Origin of the sequence: Acetobacter aceti NBRC 14818 (assembly GCF_000193495.2) — a bacterium.
Taxonomy (GTDB): domain Bacteria; phylum Pseudomonadota; class Alphaproteobacteria; order Acetobacterales; family Acetobacteraceae; genus Acetobacter; species Acetobacter aceti.
The window spans coordinates 3008037-3024786 of record NZ_AP023410.1; the positions used below are offsets into that span (position 1 = coordinate 3008037).

General features: G+C 57.3%; 18 protein-coding genes and 1 pseudogene. 11 read left to right on the top strand and 8 right to left on the bottom strand.

All coding sequences use genetic code 11. From position 1 onward, the window contains the following. Positions 1–53 precede the first annotated feature (53 nt). The 7 genes from EMQ_RS13830 to EMQ_RS13860 all read left to right on the top strand — a co-directional run bounded on the left by EMQ_RS13830 (position 54) and on the right by EMQ_RS13860 (position 4997). Positions 54–434, top strand: a complete 381-nt coding sequence (locus tag EMQ_RS13830) for an NADH:ubiquinone oxidoreductase subunit NDUFA12 (RefSeq protein ID WP_010666907.1) — start codon at positions 54–56, stop codon at positions 432–434. A gap of 192 nt (positions 435–626) precedes the next feature. Continuing rightward, positions 627–1196, top strand: a complete 570-nt coding sequence (mlaD, locus tag EMQ_RS13835) for an outer membrane lipid asymmetry maintenance protein MlaD (protein ID WP_010666908.1) — start codon at positions 627–629, stop codon at positions 1194–1196. Next, complete coding sequence (locus EMQ_RS13840) at positions 1196–1414, top strand: hypothetical protein (protein WP_010666909.1); 219 nt, start codon at positions 1196–1198, stop codon at positions 1412–1414. Before mlaD ends, EMQ_RS13840 begins: the two co-directional genes overlap by 1 nt. 20 nt (positions 1415–1434) lie before the next feature. Beyond that, positions 1435–2037: a DUF2155 domain-containing protein gene (locus EMQ_RS13845; RefSeq protein ID WP_010666910.1), complete on the top strand. Its 603-nt coding sequence runs from the start codon at positions 1435–1437 to the stop codon at positions 2035–2037. A 204-nt stretch (positions 2038–2241) separates the two neighbouring features. Continuing rightward, positions 2242–3018 carry a trehalose-phosphatase gene (gene otsB, locus EMQ_RS13850; RefSeq protein WP_018307831.1) on the top strand — a complete coding sequence of 259 codons (777 nt, stop codon included), beginning with the start codon at positions 2242–2244 and terminating at the stop codon, positions 3016–3018. Between the two features lie 2 nt (positions 3019–3020). Then, positions 3021–4379, top strand: coding sequence for an alpha,alpha-trehalose-phosphate synthase (UDP-forming) (locus tag EMQ_RS13855; protein WP_010666912.1), 1359 nt, complete (start codon positions 3021–3023; stop codon positions 4377–4379). A gap of 75 nt (positions 4380–4454) precedes the next feature. Next, positions 4455–4997 carry a disulfide bond formation protein B gene (locus EMQ_RS13860; RefSeq protein ID WP_010666913.1) on the top strand — a complete coding sequence of 181 codons (543 nt, stop codon included), beginning with the start codon at positions 4455–4457 and terminating at the stop codon, positions 4995–4997. Here the strand turns inward: EMQ_RS13860 and EMQ_RS13865 are convergent. After that, a complete protein-coding gene (locus EMQ_RS13865; RefSeq protein WP_010666914.1) occupies positions 4966–5133 on the bottom strand; it encodes a DUF1328 domain-containing protein in 168 nt (55 codons plus the stop codon). The two genes, EMQ_RS13860 and EMQ_RS13865, sit on opposite strands and share 32 nt — an antisense overlap. Positions 5134–5269: 136 nt before the next feature. Next, positions 5270–5980, bottom strand: coding sequence for a hypothetical protein (locus tag EMQ_RS13870; protein ID WP_187326306.1), 711 nt, complete (start codon positions 5978–5980; stop codon positions 5270–5272). 411 nt (positions 5981–6391) lie between these two features. Here EMQ_RS13870 and clpB point away from each other — a divergent pair, with 411 nt between their 5' ends. Beyond that, entirely contained in the window at positions 6392–8998 is a 2607-nt protein-coding gene (gene clpB / locus EMQ_RS13875) for an ATP-dependent chaperone ClpB (protein ID WP_018307830.1), read from the top strand. Between the two features lie 185 nt (positions 8999–9183). Beyond that, positions 9184–9558: a YidH family protein gene (locus EMQ_RS13880; protein ID WP_010669264.1), complete on the top strand. Its 375-nt coding sequence runs from the start codon at positions 9184–9186 to the stop codon at positions 9556–9558. Positions 9559–9585: 27 nt separating this feature from the next. Here EMQ_RS13880 and EMQ_RS17265 read toward each other — a convergent pair whose 3' ends face one another. Both EMQ_RS17265 and EMQ_RS17355 read right to left on the bottom strand, forming a co-directional pair. After that, a complete protein-coding gene (locus EMQ_RS17265) occupies positions 9586–9741 on the bottom strand; it encodes a hypothetical protein (RefSeq protein WP_231367916.1) in 156 nt (51 codons plus the stop codon). A gap of 146 nt (positions 9742–9887) precedes the next feature. Beyond that, positions 9888–10145 (bottom strand): VIT1/CCC1 transporter family protein, encoded by a 258-nt coding sequence (locus EMQ_RS17355; protein ID WP_332106251.1) that lies wholly within the window; start codon positions 10143–10145, stop codon positions 9888–9890. Positions 10146–10448: 303 nt separating this feature from the next. Here EMQ_RS17355 and EMQ_RS13890 point away from each other — a divergent pair, with 303 nt between their 5' ends. Next, on the top strand, positions 10449–10991 hold the full coding sequence (locus EMQ_RS13890) for a cytochrome b (protein WP_010669031.1): 543 nt from the start codon (positions 10449–10451) through the stop codon (positions 10989–10991). A 22-nt stretch (positions 10992–11013) separates the two neighbouring features. On the opposite strand, the pseudogene EMQ_RS13895 reads toward EMQ_RS13890, so the two are convergent. From EMQ_RS13895 to EMQ_RS13910, 4 genes and pseudogenes are all read right to left on the bottom strand, one after another. After that, positions 11014–11699 (bottom strand): annotated as a pseudogene (locus EMQ_RS13895) (IS5 family transposase). A gap of 104 nt (positions 11700–11803) precedes the next feature. Beyond that, positions 11804–13177, bottom strand: a complete 1374-nt coding sequence (locus EMQ_RS13900; RefSeq protein WP_018307828.1) for an AtzE family amidohydrolase — start codon at positions 13175–13177, stop codon at positions 11804–11806. Next, positions 13174–13362, bottom strand: a complete 189-nt coding sequence (locus EMQ_RS13905) for a DUF4089 domain-containing protein (RefSeq protein ID WP_018307827.1) — start codon at positions 13360–13362, stop codon at positions 13174–13176. Before EMQ_RS13905 ends, EMQ_RS13900 begins: the two co-directional genes overlap by 4 nt. A gap of 47 nt (positions 13363–13409) precedes the next feature. Continuing rightward, positions 13410–14588 (bottom strand): pyridoxal-phosphate-dependent aminotransferase family protein, encoded by a 1179-nt coding sequence (locus EMQ_RS13910; protein WP_081617522.1) that lies wholly within the window; start codon positions 14586–14588, stop codon positions 13410–13412. A gap of 686 nt (positions 14589–15274) precedes the next feature. Here EMQ_RS13910 and EMQ_RS13915 point away from each other — a divergent pair. After that, positions 15275–16750 (top strand): OprD family outer membrane porin, encoded by a 1476-nt coding sequence (locus tag EMQ_RS13915; RefSeq protein WP_010667179.1) that lies wholly within the window; start codon positions 15275–15277, stop codon positions 16748–16750.

Below are 16750 nucleotides of genomic sequence, written 5' to 3' on the forward strand. Positions count from 1 at the left end.
AACGTGAACGAAAGCATGCGTGTGGGCAGTGGACGGCGGCGGTTCGACTCCTTATGGTCTTTTCCATGGCAACGCTCGGCACCCTTCTTCATACCCGCCTGCATGGACGTTTTGTGGGCAAGGACAACGATGGTCGCGCCTACTACGAGTCGCGGCGACCCACCCGGAAGACGGGCGGGGGCGAGCGCTATGAGCGCTGGGTCATCTACAAGAAGGGCGAGGATGCGTCCGCCGTGCCGCCTGAATGGTGGGGCTGGCTGCATTACATGGAAGATCAGCCGATCCCCATGGAGGCCCGCAAGCCCTGGCAGTTGCCGTATGAGCCAAACAAGACCGGAACGGTCGAGGCGTATCGTCCACCCGGCAGCGCTTACAAGGGTGGACACCGCCCACCCGCGACTGGCGATTATGACGCCTGGACACCGGAAAGCTGAGCCTTTACGGCGTTGAATGGGACTGAAAGGCGCGGGAAGGGTGAAACCCCTTACGCGCTTTTTTCATATGTCCTGAACAGACGAATGCGTCGCTATGGGCACATTCTTGCCAGAGAGTTGCGCTATCGGGCTTGTCAGACTTCATCGTTCCAGACGACAAGAACGAATGATCACAAAGGCGCGTGAGAACCCATGAGTTCTGTTTCGACCACTTCCCAGCCGGCAACGGCGGCGTTGCCGCCTCTGCGTAACTCACGTCCGACCGTAGAACTCGTGGCCGGCTTTGCTGTGATTGTCGTGTTCGTGCTTCTGCTGGGGCTCGCCGTGGTCAGCAGCGGTCGCAAGACGGATGCGGGCTATCAGCTCAAGGCCGGTTTCTCCCATATTGATGGTCTCGACATCGGCTCGGACGTGAAACTGGCCGGAATTCGCATTGGTCATGTTGCATCCGCAGGGGTGGACCCGAAGACTTTCCAGGCGACGGTTGTGTTCACCGTTCGTCCAGACGTGCAGCTGCCAGTGGACAGCGCCGCAATCATCACCAGCGACAGTCTGCTTGGCGGTAAATACATCGCCATTTCACCGGGCGGTGACACGAAGATGCTCAAGGCGGGCGGTGAGATCAGCGAGACGCAGGGAGCGATCAGTCTGGAGCAGTTGCTGAGCAAGTTCATTTTCTCTGTGACGGATACGCTGACTCAGGCCAATCAGGCGAAAGCGAAGCAGGAAATGGACGCGCCAAAGGGCGAGGCTCAGCCGTGATGGAGACGCCTGCTCTCTGGCCCCAGCCGGATGGAACGCCGGTTTCCTGCACGGAAAAATTGCTGGTTCTGCGTCAGAACTGGGAGGAGTTGCAGGGCGTGATGCAGGACGCGTTTGAAGATGCCGTACTGATGGGTGTGGATGAGGCCGAAATGAAAAAGATGCTGACGTCTCTTGTAGCATCTCTCACCAGCCCACGAGGCAAGCCTTCAGTATGACAGACGGGATAGGAACAAAGATGCTGTTGCGGTCTGCTCAAGCGTGTCTGGGGCTGGCCTCCGTTCTGATCGGTGCTGGATCAGTCCTCGCAGCGGAGCCGCTGGCGCCTCCGGCCATGTATCCGCCCAACACTTGGCAGGGGAAAAGCACGGCCGTTGTCCGGGTGCTCAATCGCCTTGATTCCCGTGTTGAAACCATCAAGGTTCCTGTCGGTGGAACCTCTCAGTATGAGACGCTCGCCATCGGCGTGACGCGGTGCCTGCTGCATGCTCCGACAGCGCGTCAGGATGCGGCGGCGTGGCTCGATATTCAGGATCGACGGGCTGAAGGAGCGGTTTTTCACGGCTGGATGCTGGCCGCTGAACCGTCACTGGGGATTCTGGAAAGCCCGATCTATGATGTGCATGTCGTGACCTGTGAAGGGAACGACGTTCAGCCCATGCTGCCCGCGCTGGAGCATCCGCCGGTTCCGCCTTTACCCGGAAGAAAGCCTGATGGTTCACAATCCGGTCAGGAGCAGGGTGAAAGTGGTGGGAATGCTGCTCCGCAGAATCCGGGTGCGGCTCCATCCTCTTCCGGTTCTCAGGCAGATCATGGTGCGACGGAGGGTGATCAACCCTGAAGCTGCCCCGACCGGGATGCGGGGCAGGAACCCCGGTCGGTCTATGGTAATGCCGGGGAAGCTGTGGTGAAACAGAACACTCTATGCAGCAGATAGCGGCTCCATCAGTATAACGACCTGTACGCGCCGCTCGCCGGGATAAGCCGGGCTGATGCAGGCTGAACAGGTGAGCAGGGAAGGCATTTTGTCGTGAGTTCTTCGGACATGACTTCAGCGCCTCAGACGTCCACCATAAGACTGACGCGGAATTACATGCCTCTCAATAAGGTGGCGTTTCTGCTGGATTTTGACGGCACGCTTGTCGATATTGCGCCCACTCCTGAGTCTGTGGTTGTGCCGCCGGGTCTGAAGGAAACGCTGCTCGCCCTGAGAGAAGCGACCGGTGATGCGCTGGCGGTCATATCCGGACGGTCCATTGATCAGATTGACGCTTTTCTCGGAGATGTGCCTTTCGCCGTCGCCGGAGAGCACGGCATTGCCATCCGCCATCGTCCCGGCGGTCCCATCGAGCGGGCAGCGCTTCCCTCGGTTCCCAGCCAGTGGGTGATCGAGGCGCAGGCGCTGGTTGCGTCTTTGCCGGGCACGCGGCTGGAACGAAAGGTCGGCGGTTTCGTTCTGCATTACAGGGGTGCGCCGGAAGCGGAAGGGCAGCTCCGTAAGGCAGCGGAGGCATGGGTGAAGGACGAGGGCGGCAAATTCCATATCCAGGCGGCAAAAATGGCATGGGAAATCCGGCCTGCCGGTGTCGACAAGGGCTATGCGGTCGAACTGCTCATGGAAAATGCGCCGTTCGCAGGTCGTAGACCGGTGTTTGTCGGAGACGATGTCACGGACGAGGACGCCATCCGCGCCGCAGTCCGTCTGGGTGGAGCTGGCTTCCGTATCCCGGTGGATTTCCCTACACCTGCTGTTTTCCGGAGCTGGCTGGCGTCTCTGGTACCCTCTCGTGATGAAGGCCGCCCTGCGGGTAACGGGGCATAACGATGGGGCGTCTTGTTATCGTTTCCAATCGCGTGCCGGATCCTCGGGAGAGGAACAAGCCGGCAGGTGGTCTGGCGGTTGGTCTGGCGGACGCGCTGCGTGGAGACCAGAGTACATTGTGGTTCGGCTGGTCTGGCCGTCAGGTGGAAGCGGACGCGGACCCCGTGCCGTCTCTGGATACACATGGAACGGTAACCTACGCCACCATTCCCCTGACCCCGACGCAGCATCGCGGCTATTATCAGCGTTTCTCGAACGCCATTCTCTGGCCGCTCTGCCATTACCGGCTGGGGCTGATGGACTATGCGCGGGCCGACTGGCAGCAGTATCTCGAGGTGAACCGGATGTTCGCCCGGGTGCTCGCCCCCCTGCTGAAGCCCGACGATATCATCTGGGTGCATGATTATCATCTTTTCCCGCTGGCGCAGGCGTTGCGGGAGCTGGGCGTGACGGCGCCCATCGGTTTCTTCCTGCATATTCCGTTCCCGCCCTGGAGCCTGTTCCGCGCCCTGCCGCCTGCGACCGCGCTTCTGGATGATATGAAGGCCTATGATCTCATCGGCGTTCAGACGGAAGAAGACGCCCAGAATCTCTGGGAATGTCTGCGTGTCGAAGGGATGACAGACCCGTCACGGGTCGTGGCCTGTCCCATAGGCATTGATCCGGTTTCCTTCAGCGAAGAGGCTCGGGACGCCTTCGAAGGACCTGAAGTGCGCCGGCTGAGAGAAAGTCTTCACGACGAGCCTTTGATTATCGGTGTGGACCGGCTGGATTATTCCAAGGGGCTGGAAGAGCGTTTTCACGGATATGAAAAGCTGCTGATCCGCTACCCTGAACATCATCGCCATGTGACCTATCTTCAGGTCGCGCCGGTTTCCCGTGGAGAGGTCGAGGAATATCGTCTGTTGCGTCGTCAGCTTGATGAAACAATCGGGCGGATCAACGGCGCTTTTGCCGCCTATGACTGGACGCCGATCCGTTATCTGACACGCCCGATTGCGCGCCAGACGCTGGCGGGGTTCTATCGTCTTGCTGATGTGGCTCTTGTCACGCCGCTACGCGACGGCATGAATCTGGTCGCCAAGGAGTATGTGGCTGCGCAGAATCCGGACAATCCCGGTGCTCTTGTCCTGTCGCATCTGGCTGGAGCCGCGCCTGAACTGGATGAAGCGCTGCTGGTCAATCCTCACGATTCAGACGCTATTGCTGATGCCCTGCATCTGGCGCTGACCATGAAAAAGGAAGAGCGCAAGCGCCGCTGGAATATCCTGAACAACGAAATCAGGAATACGACAGCGGGTTCCTGGGCGCGGGATTTCCTGAAGGCCCTGAATCGCACCAGAAAGACCAGCGTCGGGTGAAATTCCTGCGGGGGGCTGCTATACGCACGTTTCCCGAAAACACATGACCTTCATGTGGAACAGAAAGCTTGGCGCATGGTGCTGATGCCACGACGCAGAATTTTCAATAAACAGACACCCGGAACTGTCCGCCTGCCCAATCTCCTGCTGATCTTTGCAGGGGTTGTGGCAATGCTTTTCGTATGGTGGGTGCAGGACGGGCTGGGCATAGCGCCCTGTGCGCTCTGTCTGTGGGAACGTTGGCCGTGGCGCGTGCTGGTGGTGATCGGAGTGGTTGGCCTGCTCGTGCCCAGACGCTGGGCCAGAACCGTGGCGTGGTTCGGCGTGCCGACGTTGCTTGCCGATCTCGTTCTTGTCGGAGTTCATGCCGGTGTTGAATGGCGTTTCTGGAAGAGCCCGCTGCCGGAATGTCTGTCGCCGCATCTGACAGGTGCAACAATGGCCGAGCGGCTGGCTTCCATGCCGTTACGGCCTTCCAAGCCATGTGACTTGCCGACCTATCTCTTTAACGGGCTGCCGATCTCCCTGACCGTGATGGAGGGGATGGCAGCCCTTGCTGTTCTCGTTCTTCTGATCTCCGGTTTGCTCAGTTCCCTCGGCGGCCGAACAAGAGGCTGATGACGAACAGGACGAGGAAGATGAAGAACAGGACCTTGCCGATATAGGCAAAATTCGCGGCTATACCGGAAAAACCGAAAACAGCCGCGATCAGGGCGAAAACCAGAAAGATCAGGGTCCAGCGTAAAAGATCCATGGGAAATACTCCGTTCAGGTAGCGTCTGAACGCAAAACGGAATGGAGAAGTTTCTCAGGTTTGAAGGTATGCGTCTCAGGGCCGGATAGTCTCATGGTGTCTCAGGTGCGTCAGATGGTCTGTTCTTTCTGCGGCGTCATTGGAAATGCCAGTCTTCCGGGAAGCACAAACTTGCTTCCACACGCGGCTTCATACGGCAAACGCTCAGGTTGCGTGGGGGACACAGGTCGGGTGCGCGGCATCCGGAAACCATTCCGCATTGATCATGTAAATTTCTTCCCAACTCTTTGCTGATTGAAATCCAGAATATCTTTTCTGCAGTCCTGTCGCGTTTATGCGACAGAATGGACATGGTGTTGTCGCGAAGATGAAAGCCTGAAACTACATATTTTGTAATCGGCGATGCTGGCGTGATGTGCTCCGGATTACCGCCAGAGCCGATGCCCAGAGAGGAAATTCTGCATGGCAGCATCACAAAAAGTTGCACAGGGGACGGGGGCGGCACAGAGGCTTGTACTTCTGCCTGACCTGTGATGTTTTTCTCTGTTTTCACGGAGAGGGTGAATGCGCCGGTATGGTCGGAGTGACAGACAGTGGGAGCGGATAAAGGATTTTCTTCCGGGTCACCAAAATCCACGCCATAATCGATACTGCGGGAATGGCTGTGGCTCTTTTCCTGACACACGGGCAGAGAGCCGACATCAAGGAAGCAGAACCGCTTCTGGATGAAGGCGCCTGTACGGTCTGGCTGTTTTCCGCGGATCGACGTCAAAATAGAGCGCCCCAAGGATAGGCACCACACCACCAATGCCGCCGATACGCAGGGGCATACGACCGCCAGAACCACGTCCATCCTCAATATTGGTGCTCTCGCGTTCATCATCCAGACGCGTGGATACAGGTTCCACTGTCTCGGTTGCAGTTTATCTGCATCACTTATCAACGTTATTGAGGAAAGAGGATGGCGGAAGCCGGTTTCATCGTCTGGAATTATCTCCTGGAGGAGATCGCGAAGCCCGGACGATCGCCCGCAAGCCCGCTTCACTGAACAAAGAGTTTCCCCAAGGGCAGATTGCGCTCAAAACTCTCATCTCCGGAAGGATATGAGCGTGCGCGATAACAGGCATGTTTCCTCTTGCATTCCGTTTTTCAGCACCCATATCCTTCAACAAGATCAAGACCATGGCCGCGCTGCCTCCTTGAGGGGCGCCCTTCATGGCCCTGACCGTCGCCTCACTTCAAAGGGACAAACAGGAATATGGACATTCAGAAATTTACCGAACGCAGTCGTGGCTTTCTTCAGGCCGCACAGACGATTGCGCTTCGCGAATACAACCAGCAGCTCACGCCGGAGCACCTGCTCAAGGCGATGCTGGATGACAACGAAGGCGCTGCCTCTTCACTGATCAAGGCCGCTGGCGGCAACCCGCTCGGCGCACTTTCCGCTGTCGAAGAAGCACTCGCCAAACTGCCGAAAGTTCAGGGAGGCGGAGCCGGTCAGCCGCAGGCGACGCCCGACCTCGTGCGTCTGCTCGACAACGCCGAACAGGCTGCCCAGAAAGCCAATGACTCATTCGTGGCGCAGGATCGTCTTCTCGTCGCCATTGCGGCGTCTGACACTGCGGCCGGTCGCGCCCTGAAAGACAATGGCGCGTCTGCCGATGCGCTTGAAAAAGCTGTTGCCACTGTCCGTAAGGGCCGCACCGTCACCAGCGAGAACGCCGAGGCTGGCTTCGACGCGCTGAAGAAATACGCCCGCGACGTGACCGCCGTGGCGCTGGCTGGCAAGCTTGATCCAGTGATTGGCCGTGACGAGGAAATCCGTCGCGCCATTCAGGTTCTCGCACGCCGCAGCAAGAACAATCCCGTTCTGATCGGTGAGCCGGGCGTTGGTAAGACCGCCATCGTCGAAGGGCTGGCCCAGCGTATTGTCAATGGCGACGTGCCGGAGGCGCTTCGTAACAAGAAGCTGCTTTCCCTCGACATGGGCGCGCTGATTGCCGGTGCGAAATATCGCGGTGAGTTCGAAGAACGTCTGAAAGCGGTTCTCAAGGAGATTGAGTCCGCCGAAGGACAGGTCATTCTGTTCATCGACGAGATGCATACGCTTGTCGGCGCAGGCCGCTCCGATGGCGCGATGGACGCCTCCAACCTCATCAAGCCGGAACTCGCCCGTGGCACGCTGCACTGTATCGGTGCAACGACGCTCGACGAGTATCGCAAATACATCGAGAAGGACGCGGCGCTGGCCCGTCGTTTCCAGCCGGTGTTCGTTGGCGAGCCTTCGGTGGCCGACACGATCTCGATCCTGCGCGGCATCAAGGAGAAGTATGAGCTTCACCACGGTATCCGCATCGCCGACGGTGCGCTTGTCGCCGCCGCCACGCTGTCGAACCGCTACATCACCGACCGCTTCCTGCCGGACAAAGCCATTGATCTGATCGATGAGGCTTCCAGCCGTCTGCGGATGCAGATCGACAGCAAGCCGGAAGAACTCGACGAGCTCGATCGTCGTGTCATCCAGCTCAAGATCGAGCGTGAAGCGCTGCGCAAGGAGGATGACTCCGCCAGTCGTGATCGTCTTGAAAAGGTCGATGCCGAACTGGCCGAGCTGGAAGAGAAATCCGACGCGATGAACGCCGCGTGGCATGCGGAAAAGGATCGGGTCAACGCTGTTCAGAAGCTCAAGGAGCAGCTGGACGAAGCCCGTTCGCAGGTGGAAGTCGCACAGCGCAAGGGCGATCTGGGTCGTGCTTCGGAGCTGATGTACAGCACCATTCCGCAGCTGGAAGCTAAGATCACCGAGGCGCAGAACGAAGAACAGAGCAACTCGGCGACTGACCTTGTCTCGCAGGCCGTCACCGAGCAGAGCATTGCCTCGGTCGTGTCCCGCTGGACCGGTATCCCCGTGGATCGCATGGTTGAAGGCGAACGCGCCAAGCTGCTCCGCATGGAAGACGAGCTGCGCAAGCGTGTCGTCGGTCAGGAGCCCGCGCTCAAGGCCGTGGCGAATGCCGTCCGTCGCGCCCGCGCAGGTCTTCAGGACCCGAACCGTCCGATCGGTTCGTTCCTGTTCCTCGGCCCGACCGGCGTCGGCAAGACCGAACTGACCAAGGCGCTCGCCGAATTCCTGTTCGACGATGAAAAGGCCCTGCTCCGCATCGACATGAGCGAGTTCATGGAGAAGCACTCCGTGGCCCGTCTGATTGGCGCGCCTCCAGGCTATGTCGGCTACGAGGAAGGCGGTGTGCTGACCGAGGCCGTGCGGCGTCGTCCGTATCAGGTCATCCTGTTCGACGAGGTGGAGAAGGCTCATCCGGACGTCTTCAACATCCTGCTTCAGGTGCTTGATGACGGTCGTCTGACCGATGGTCAGGGGCGCACGGTGGACTTCCGCAACACACTGATCGTGCTGACCAGTAACCTTGGTTCCGACGTTCTGGCCAACCAGCCGGATGGCGAAACCACCGACATGGTGCAGGCTCAGGTCATGGAAGTCGTGCGTGCGCACTTCCGTCCCGAGTTCCTGAACCGTCTGGACGAGATCGTGCTGTTCTCGCGGTTGCAGAAGAAGGACATGGCGCGGATCGTGGATATCCAGATCGCCCGTCTCCAGTCGCTGCTGACCGATCGGAATATCGTGATCAAGCTGGACGACCTTGCCCACCAGTGGCTGGCCAACGAAGGCTACGATCCGGTTTACGGTGCCCGTCCGCTCAAGAGAGTTGTGCAGCGCAGCCTGCAGAACCCACTGGCGGAACTGCTGCTCGAAGGCGCGATCCACGATGGCGAAGAGGTCAAAGTCTCGGCCAATGGCGATGGTCTGATCATCAATGGTCGCGAGGCGGCAACTGTTCTCGCCTGATCGATCAGGTAAATGACGCTATGAAAGAGGCTCCCGGTTTCGGGGGCCTTTTTCTTTTTGGGGAAACTATATGGGCCTCATGAAACTGCTACGTTCAGGAGCAGGATCACTGATCGGTCTCTTGCGTCTTTCTCCGCAGTCTGAGAAACCGGCCTCCTTCATCGGCGCGACAGGAACCTCTTCTCATGATCGAACGCTATACGGATCACGCCGCGAACGAACGCACCTTTCTTGCGTGGATAAGGACAGCTCTGGCGCTGGTCGCCTTCGGCTGCGTTCTCGCAAAATTCGATCTGTTCCTGCGTCTTCTGGCAGTCCAGCATGCCATGCCTGCTCATCAGTCCTTCGCGTCTACCTCGCAGGTAGGCATTCTTACCGTGCTGACAGGTATTCTGCTGATTCCGGTTTCTTACTGGCGTTTCTGCAAGGTGAGAACGGCGCTGAATGAAACGAAAACCATGAGTATTGCTCTGGCGAAGGTCGAGGGCATCCTGACCATTGTCCTGATCGCCCTCTGTCTGGCCGTATTTGCTGTGCTGCTGCCTGCTGTTACAGGCTGACAGCAGCATCGCGTTTCCAAAACGCGGTCATCGATAGACCATACTTTCATCGATCAGAACCGCCTGCCCCGTCATGTAATCGGAATCCGGTCTGGCGAGATAGGATACGAGTGAAGCGACATCGTCAGGTGTCTCGGGGCGGCCAAGAATGGTGATGCGCCACCTGTTGCAGCGCCAGATCATACCTGGGGAATGGCGAGTATCACGATGGAGGTCAGAGACACACTCCTGGACAGCCGCCCGTATGGGAACCACCGCACCTGACGAAAACGCTGTGGCGGACGCGAAAGCGGCCTGAAAGGGATTCGCCGCAGTCGCTGCGGATAGCTTCAATTCGTCCCGGGCATGTGTGCCAAAGTATCTTGTCCTCGTTTTTGGCAGATTGCCGCCAGTTCTGCGACTTCCCGATCCCAATCTGTCAGAAACTCCTGTTTTTCACGGACGATATCGGCCTGTTCGGAATTCGCCTGTGACTGACCGAGACATCCTCGCCTGCTGCCGTGGACAAGGTGCTGGCCACAAGTTGCGGATAATCCTGCGATGAGAATGCTGCCGCGTGCTCCATGGGCACTGGCAACCCCGACGATAAGACTTCCGGTCGATCATATTCCGTCATTGGCGTCTAGAACGACCGCGCGCAGCCATCCCAGTTTTTCGACGGAATGGCGTTCAGCTTGGGGAGGAAGACGTGAGATCAGAAGACTCACTTCTACAACAAAGGTCACGCAGACCTATAGAATAAAGAAATCATCCAGAAACACGAAAAAACGCCAAACAAAATAAGATTTATTTTTAATATTAATAACGTAAGTGTAAATATTTACCGTTCAGTTTCCTGTAAGGTGATTCTGTTATACAGATCAGCTTGCAGTCGTTTTGTGAAGGTGCGTATGCCTGTTCCGTCCTCCATCCCTACAGACAGCCCACGCTATGATACACCAACGATCGTTCTCCACTGGATGACGGCCCTGCTCGTGATATTTCAGTTTGTTCTTGGTGAAACATGGAGTTTGCCCACAAAACCCATTCATCATCTCATGGTTGTCGCCCATCTAACAGCAGGCATTTGCCTGACGGCTGTCATGATGTTTCGCGTTGGATGGCGTCTGACGAAAGGGCGGGATCTGTCAAAGCTTCTCTCGCCTCTCGATCGGATGTGCGCTCTTGGAATGGAGTCCGTGCTCTATATTCTGCTGCTGACAGAAATCGGGCTCGGCTATCTCTGGCGTTGGGGTGGCGGACAAGCCATGAGCTTTTTTAACATCTCGTTTCTCTCCCCATTCCCACGCTTTCCAACAAAGACGCTTCAGTGGATTCAATCGCTGCACCACTGGAATGCATGGCTGATCGTCGGCCTTGCAGTAGGTCACGGTAGTGCTGCTCTTTTCCATCAGTTTGTTCTCAAAGACAGGGTTCTGGAACGGATGCTCTAACCGTAAGCCATGATTTCAGGCCTCATTCCTTGAGCCAGAAGACGGTTGCTGCGATGTGGATAGCGGACATGAAGGCACGAGCGCTCCGATCGTATCGGGTTGCTCCCCGTCGCCAGTCTTTCAGCTTTGCGGTCATGTCTTCGCTGAGGTGACGCTTTTTATAAAGATGCCAGCTGCAAGGCGGCCCTGATTTCCGGCTCTTCTTCGGTGGGATACAGGCCGTGATATTCCGCTCGGCGAGCGACTGCCTGATTTATTGCTGTCGTATCTTCGGTCCCCGATGACCTCTTCTGTCTCATCGGAAAGCTTTGCCAGAAGTACATCTGCTCCCTTGAAGTCGTTGGCCTGACCCACCGTCAGATGAAGACGGACAGGACGGTCCTCACCGTCGCACACAGCATGCAGCTTTGGGTCAGACCGCCTTTTGTGCGCCCGATATGACGGGGAAAAGTCCGCTTTTGAGCAAAGACGCTGCTGTCCGGTGTGTCGCGTCAATCATCAGGTGCTTCGACCGTTCTGACTGTTCCGTCAGCGCGACGAAGAGATGAAGCGGTTGTATAAAGTCTTGTGCAGACCATAAACTTTCAGGGCGTCTTTCCGCTGAAGGCCGTGACGGATCGGATCACGTAAACAATTCCCCTCAGAACCCGCTGTCATCCACGCACGGAACCCCGTGAGCCAGTGGGAAAACGGCCTGATCCGTTCCATCTGATGCCCGGACAGAACAAATATGTCACTCTCAGACACCTCCCCATCGACGGGCCTGTGAATCACAACAGCACGTTCAATTCAATAAATTAACAGAGCCTGAGTCAGGCAGCACTCTTCGGAAGTCGGCATCCGGCCAGGCCGGCTCGTTCCAGATGCCAGGCAACCCTGAACAGTTTCTCTTCACATCCCGGTGCCGCAACAAGCTGGAGACCGAGCGGCAGCCCTTCGGACACCAGCACAGGCACCGTCAGGACGGGCACTCCGGGCAGGCTGAGAGGCTGGGTAAACAGACCGAGATTGGCGCGTGCAGAAACGACCTTTCCTCCCACAGTGACAGTAGGCTCATCCAGTCTCGGCGCTTCCCCCATCACGGCTGGCGCAATCAGCACGTCAGCTTCGTCTCGGAACACGGCATGGATCTGCTCGCGGAACCAGCGACGAAAGCGTTGCGCCTTGAGATAAGTGTCTGCGGGAAGCATCGCACCCGCTAATAGACGATCCCGCGTCGCCGGATCATAGGAATCGGCCTGCTCTTTCAGACGGGGCAGATGAAGATTCCCGCCTTCCGCAGCGGTAATCAGAAAAGAACTCGCGCGGGCGGTTGCGACTTCCGGCAGGGAAACCGTGCGTGTCACATCCAGCGCAGCACAGACGCTCTCAAGCGCCCTGACCATCGGTTTGGACAGATTGTCGGCAAACCAGCCTTCCAGACGCGCAATGCGCAGCGTTTCCCATGATCCTGCAACGGCGGGCTCCGGAATTCTGTCACATCCATCCATAATATAAAAACTTGCCGCCAGATCAGAGACATTTCTGGCAAAAGGACCAACAACATCCAGACTGGCCGCAAAAGGATAGGCTCCCTCTCTGGGAAGACGTCCAAACGTGGGTTTCAGCCCCCACACTCCGCACAGGGATGCCGGAATACGGATCGATCCATTGGTGTCTGAACCCAGAGAAAGAGGAAGAAACCCTGCGGCTACGGCAGCCGCCGACCCGCCAGAAGACCCTCCGGCCATGCGCGATGTGTCATGCGGATTCAGCGTCGTGCCATAATGGGCATTCTCCGTTGCAAATCCGTAGGCAAACTCATCCATGTTCAGTGTTGCGACAGGAATGGCTCCGGCCTGCCGTAGACGTTGCACGACAGCCGCATCCTGTTTCGCAGGAGGATTACTGCGCAGAACGATCGATCCCGCCGTGGTGACATGACCTGCAATGTCAAAGAGATCCTTCACGCCAAAAGGTACGCCTGCCAGAGGAGGAAGCGTCTTTCCCTGCTTCCGGAGAGCGTCGACAGCATCGGCCTGTCGGCAGGCCTCTTCGGAAAACAGATACGTGACACTGTGGATAGACCGATCCTTGCTGGACAGGGTTTCCAGCGTGGCTTCAACCACATCACGGGCGGTCCTCTCTCCTGTACGGATTGAGGTCGCGAGATCCAGTGCGCCGGGAAGGGGAGAAAGATCTCTCATGGCACATACTCGAAAGCCGGTTCACACTCGTCGGAAAAGACGTGACGGTTCAACAGATCTGCGTACTGGCCAAGCAGTTCCGTGTTGGTCAGCACGCCGGGCAGACAGCGATCGGAAAGATCAAGGCCGATCGCTGCGGCGCGGGCCTGAACAAGCAGTGTCAAGTCAGTCTGGGACTCTTTCATCGCGTAACCTCCCTGTTCAACGCTCTGTGCGATACTCCGTAGAAAGATCAGCGCCACGCCTCACGTGCGGCGTCAACCGCGACACCTCGCGAACACGCAAACCCCTCGGAAACCAGCGCCGCTTCCAGAGCCCCAAGCGTGGTCAGCACGTTTGGCTTGCAGGCGTTGTAACCCATGGTGCCGATCCGCCAGATGCGACCGGCCAGAGGTCCGAACGCCGTGCCGATCTCGATACCAAAATCATCCCGCATAACAGAGCGAATGGCCTCGCCGTTTACTCCGTCAGGAATCCATACACCCGTCACATTGGCCATGCGGTGCGCGTCATCCCCGAAGATGGACAACCCCATGCCGCGCAGCCCCGCAATCAGCGCCCCGCTGGCGTTCCTGTGACGGGCGAAGCGGGCTTCCAGCCCTTCCTCCAGCACGACCCTCGCTGCTTCCCGTGCACCATAAAGCATGGTGGTCGCTTCCGTATGATGGTTGAGCCGTTTCTCCGACCAGTAATCCATGATCATGGCGAGATCAAAATAGTTCGAAGGGATCCGTGAACGTTGGCCATCTGTCTGATCCGCTCCACGAATACCGGCCTCGACATGACGACGGCTCATGATGAACTCCGCTGCCCGGTTGGAAATCGTAATGGGTGCGGACCCCGGTGGTCCCCCCATGCATTTCTGCAATCCCCCCGACACAACATCTATTTCCCATTGATCCACACAGACCGGCACACCGCCCAGCGTCGCGGTGGCATCGACATAGGAAAGGACATCATATTTCCTGCAAAGGGCACCGATCCCTTCCAGCGGTTGCGCCATCGTGGTGGAGGTGTCGCCGTGAATACAGGCGAAGACCTGCGGACGATGTTCCTTCAGAGCTTCTTCAATCTGATCCGGGGTAGCGACTTCACCCCAAAGGAGATCGAGCGTGCGGATATCAGCGCCAAGACGCTCTGCAATTTCCGAAAGTAGCAGTCCGAACCGACCGGCGCGCACAATAAGCACCCGGCTTCCCGGTTCCACCAGCGAGACCATGGCGGCTTCGATACCGGCCCGCGCCGTTCCATCCACGAGAAAGGTCCAGCGGTTCTCCGTCATGAAAACCTGCCGGTACAGCGACATGGTTTCATTCATATACCCTGTCATCTCAGGGTCGAACTGCCCAAGCATATCGGCTGACATGGCGCGCAGCACGCGTGGATGGACGTTGATTGGCCCCGGTCCCATGAGGAGACGGCGTGGCGGATCAATCTGTCGAAAAAGACTGGGAGTCACGCGGACATCTCCCTGAAAGGCTGATGGGTTGATTGGGAAACTCGTTTATGAAGCAGGAAGCTGTTTCAACGACTGTACTGGACAGGATTTCCGTCAGAACAGCCGATGAGCAATCCTGAAGCCGAAGTGAGATGTTCCACCGGTTTCCGCTGCCCCGCGTTTGCACAGTCAGGCGTAGCAGCCTGTGCCGGGAAAGACAGGCAGGACGTGGGCTACCCTGCACACGGAAAAAGGATGCAGAATCTGACATCTCAATTTTTTTGAGACTTCGAAAACCTGTCGACAAAAGCAAAAACGATGAAAAAGACATGGCGCTTCTCTCTGTGTCCTTTTCGTCGAGCAGGGCGAATCCCTTGACTGAGCATAAGGATGGCTCAGAATCACTTTAGGCAGTCAGGCCCGTTCTCACAAAAGTAAAAAAGACAATTATTCGTTGCTTTTAATAGAGCGGACCCCATGCGCAAAAAAGCAATGAGGGAGTGCTTTTTTGCTTCTTTTAGAGAACGAGGTGCCCTGTATGCATCGATAACGCAAAAGCTTTGATGTGGAGACGCCGCAGGTGCACAGGGCAGTCACAGCACGGTTTGTCAGGAGCTGCGCACAGATGGTGTGCAGCGATACATGAAGGTCGTGCCCTGATGCGCGACTATATCGCCTGCTCGTGCATTGTGGCCCTGTTCTGGTGGGGCGTGTCAGATACCAAAAACGGCGTCCACCTCATCCCTCACGCCCATGCAGCGGTTACCGTCAAATCAGGAACTGGCGGAAAGCAGGCTCTACGGCCGATGCTCGACGATGCAGATGCGCCCGGTTCCCTTCAGACAAGTGAAGAAGTCGAACAGCCTTCGTCTCCCGATGAGGAGAACAAGGAAGTGCGGGAACAGCACGAAGATCGTAAGGAGCAGCGCAATCATGCCCGTTCCTTTACCGACATGTTTATTCAGGGCTATTTTTCAGGCTATTTTCGAACGCTGTATTATTCGTCACGCAATGCGTTCTATGCTCCGGGTGTCAATCAGGACACCGTCAGTTATGGCGGCAAGATCGGCTACAACACCTTGCCCTGGCACGGTTTCTCTGCTGGCGTCAGCGCCTTCTTCCAGCGCGGTATTGCGCATTCGCACAATCCGGACAAGGTGAATTCCTACCTTGCGCCTGATCTGACGACGATCGGTGAGGCCTATCTCCAGTACGAGGGATACGGACTGAAAGTTGTCGGCGGCAATCAGGCGCTCGATGTGCCGTTTGCTTCCTCTTATGACTGGCGTATGGCACCGCAGCTTTATCAGGGCATTTCAGCCCGATACGGCGATGCGGATAATTTCATTCACGTCTTCAAGATGTTCCGATACAAGTCCTACACGTATAACTCGTTCAAGAATCATACGAATTACAATTCCGATTTTGATGCCTATTCCAGCATCGGCAATGCGCCAAGCGGCGGTTTCTGGGGCACAGGCGTAGGGCATCGATGGGAAATAAACCCGGTCGCCATTTCGGCACAGGGTTGGTACCAGACCTATCAGGACTACGCGAAATTCGGTTATGTCGAAGGACAGGTGATCCGCTCACAGGGCGAGTTCAAGCCGTTTCTTGCATTGCAGGGATTTCGTCAGGTGGGCGACGGTCGTCGGCTTCTCGGCCATGTCGATGTACTAGGCGGCGGCGCACAGATCGGTCTGAAAAGACGCTCCCTGACCATCAGCCTCGGCTTCGACCGGATGGACCCGCACGCCGGTTCCTTCCGGAATGGCGTTCTGGTCACGCCCTATGCCCATAATGTCGCCTCCGGCCCACTGTTCGCACAGCCGCTGCTGACCAGCGCACAGGATCTGGGCGGCGGCAATGCCTATGCGCTCAACATCACCGGCGCACCGGCCAAACACTGGTTTGTCGCCGGGCGGTATTCCTATATGGATCTGCGGACACAGCGCGGCATACCGAGGATCGATCAGTCGGAATATCTGTTTCTTGCAGCCTATAGTTTTGGCGGTGCGCTCAAGGGACTGAGCCTTTCCGAACTTGCCGCCCTTCAGGTTTCACCGACTCATGACAAGAAATATTTCGAGAACCGACTGACCCTGCAATATGAGTTTGGCGGTCCTGACAACTGA

What these genes read in the sequence shown, in the direction of transcription:
- EMQ_RS13830 (WP_010666907.1), top strand. Translation starts at nt 54, where the DNA reads ATGGTCTTTTCCATGGCAACGCTCGGCACCCTTCTTCATACCCGCCTG.
- mlaD (WP_010666908.1), top strand. Translation starts at nt 627, where the DNA reads ATGAGTTCTGTTTCGACCACTTCCCAGCCGGCAACGGCGGCGTTGCCG.
- EMQ_RS13840 (WP_010666909.1), top strand. Translation starts at nt 1,196, where the DNA reads ATGGAGACGCCTGCTCTCTGGCCCCAGCCGGATGGAACGCCGGTTTCC.
- EMQ_RS13845 (WP_010666910.1), top strand. Translation starts at nt 1,435, where the DNA reads ATGCTGTTGCGGTCTGCTCAAGCGTGTCTGGGGCTGGCCTCCGTTCTG.
- otsB (WP_018307831.1), top strand. Translation starts at nt 2,242, where the DNA reads ATGACTTCAGCGCCTCAGACGTCCACCATAAGACTGACGCGGAATTAC.
- EMQ_RS13855 (WP_010666912.1), top strand. Translation starts at nt 3,021, where the DNA reads ATGGGGCGTCTTGTTATCGTTTCCAATCGCGTGCCGGATCCTCGGGAG.
- EMQ_RS13860 (WP_010666913.1), top strand. Translation starts at nt 4,455, where the DNA reads ATGGTGCTGATGCCACGACGCAGAATTTTCAATAAACAGACACCCGGA.
- EMQ_RS13865 (WP_010666914.1), bottom strand. Translation starts at nt 5,133, where the DNA reads ATGGATCTTTTACGCTGGACCCTGATCTTTCTGGTTTTCGCCCTGATC.
- clpB (WP_018307830.1), top strand. Translation starts at nt 6,392, where the DNA reads ATGGACATTCAGAAATTTACCGAACGCAGTCGTGGCTTTCTTCAGGCC.
- EMQ_RS13880 (WP_010669264.1), top strand. Translation starts at nt 9,184, where the DNA reads ATGATCGAACGCTATACGGATCACGCCGCGAACGAACGCACCTTTCTT.
- EMQ_RS17265 (WP_231367916.1), bottom strand. Translation starts at nt 9,741, where the DNA reads ATGATCTGGCGCTGCAACAGGTGGCGCATCACCATTCTTGGCCGCCCC.
- EMQ_RS13890 (WP_010669031.1), top strand. Translation starts at nt 10,449, where the DNA reads ATGCCTGTTCCGTCCTCCATCCCTACAGACAGCCCACGCTATGATACA.
- EMQ_RS13900 (WP_018307828.1), bottom strand. Translation starts at nt 13,177, where the DNA reads ATGAGAGATCTTTCTCCCCTTCCCGGCGCACTGGATCTCGCGACCTCA.
- EMQ_RS13905 (WP_018307827.1), bottom strand. Translation starts at nt 13,362, where the DNA reads ATGAAAGAGTCCCAGACTGACTTGACACTGCTTGTTCAGGCCCGCGCC.
- EMQ_RS13910 (WP_081617522.1), bottom strand. Translation starts at nt 14,588, where the DNA reads ATGGGACCGGGGCCAATCAACGTCCATCCACGCGTGCTGCGCGCCATG.
- EMQ_RS13915 (WP_010667179.1), top strand. Translation starts at nt 15,275, where the DNA reads ATGCGCGACTATATCGCCTGCTCGTGCATTGTGGCCCTGTTCTGGTGG.